This is a genomic window from Neisseria sp. P0013.S005 (assembly GCF_051958425.1).
In the GTDB taxonomy this organism is placed as follows: Bacteria; Pseudomonadota; Gammaproteobacteria; order Burkholderiales; family Neisseriaceae; genus Neisseria; species Neisseria subflava.
This window is the reverse complement of the sequence record NZ_JBQCVL010000039.1, coordinates 1-569: the sequence shown is the minus strand read 5'-3', so window position 1 is coordinate 569 and position 569 is coordinate 1. Positions and strand designations below refer to the sequence as shown.

The following is a 569-nucleotide window of genomic DNA, read 5'->3' as shown; positions in this document are numbered from 1 at the left end:
TGGCTGCCGTTCACGGCATCGGTACTGGTCGCGTTAACCGCACCTGCAGCGACGTTACCCAAGGTTACCGGGCCGCCTGTGCCCACCAGATTCACTTTGTTGCTCGGCGTAGTGGCCGGAGTGCCCGCTGTGTCAACATAGGTCATCGGGGTATCGAACTTAACCGTTGTTACACCGCCAGTGCTGCTGACGTTGGCTACGGTACCTTGGCCGTTAACAAAATTAACGGTATCGCCATGGGTGACAAAATCTTCGTCAACCCCGTTGCCTTGTACGGTGAAGCCGGCGTTCAATACGTCGTTGACGGTGGCGGCGTTGTGGCCTTTGTTGGCAGACAAGGTGGTGCGGTCGTTACCGGTCGGGTTGGTAACGGCTGCAGCGGTATCGGCCAGATTGTCCTTCACGTTGGCCAAGGTGGTCGGTGCGGTTGTGCTGCCGGCCGCATTCTGCAGGCTGGTAATCACATCCGCTGCTGCAACTTGGTTACCTGCACCGTTGGGTGCATCGTAGAAGTTGCCGTCGGTGTGTTTGTACACCTTGGTGCCGTCGGCTTTGGTGTATGCAACCGG

The 569-nt window shown here is 58.0% G+C and carries 1 pseudogene; it reads right to left on the bottom strand.

Annotation, left to right across the window (positions count from 1 at the left end):
• Positions 1 to 569, bottom strand: a pseudogene (locus tag ACTHTA_RS11390) (hypothetical protein); the annotation flags it as partial.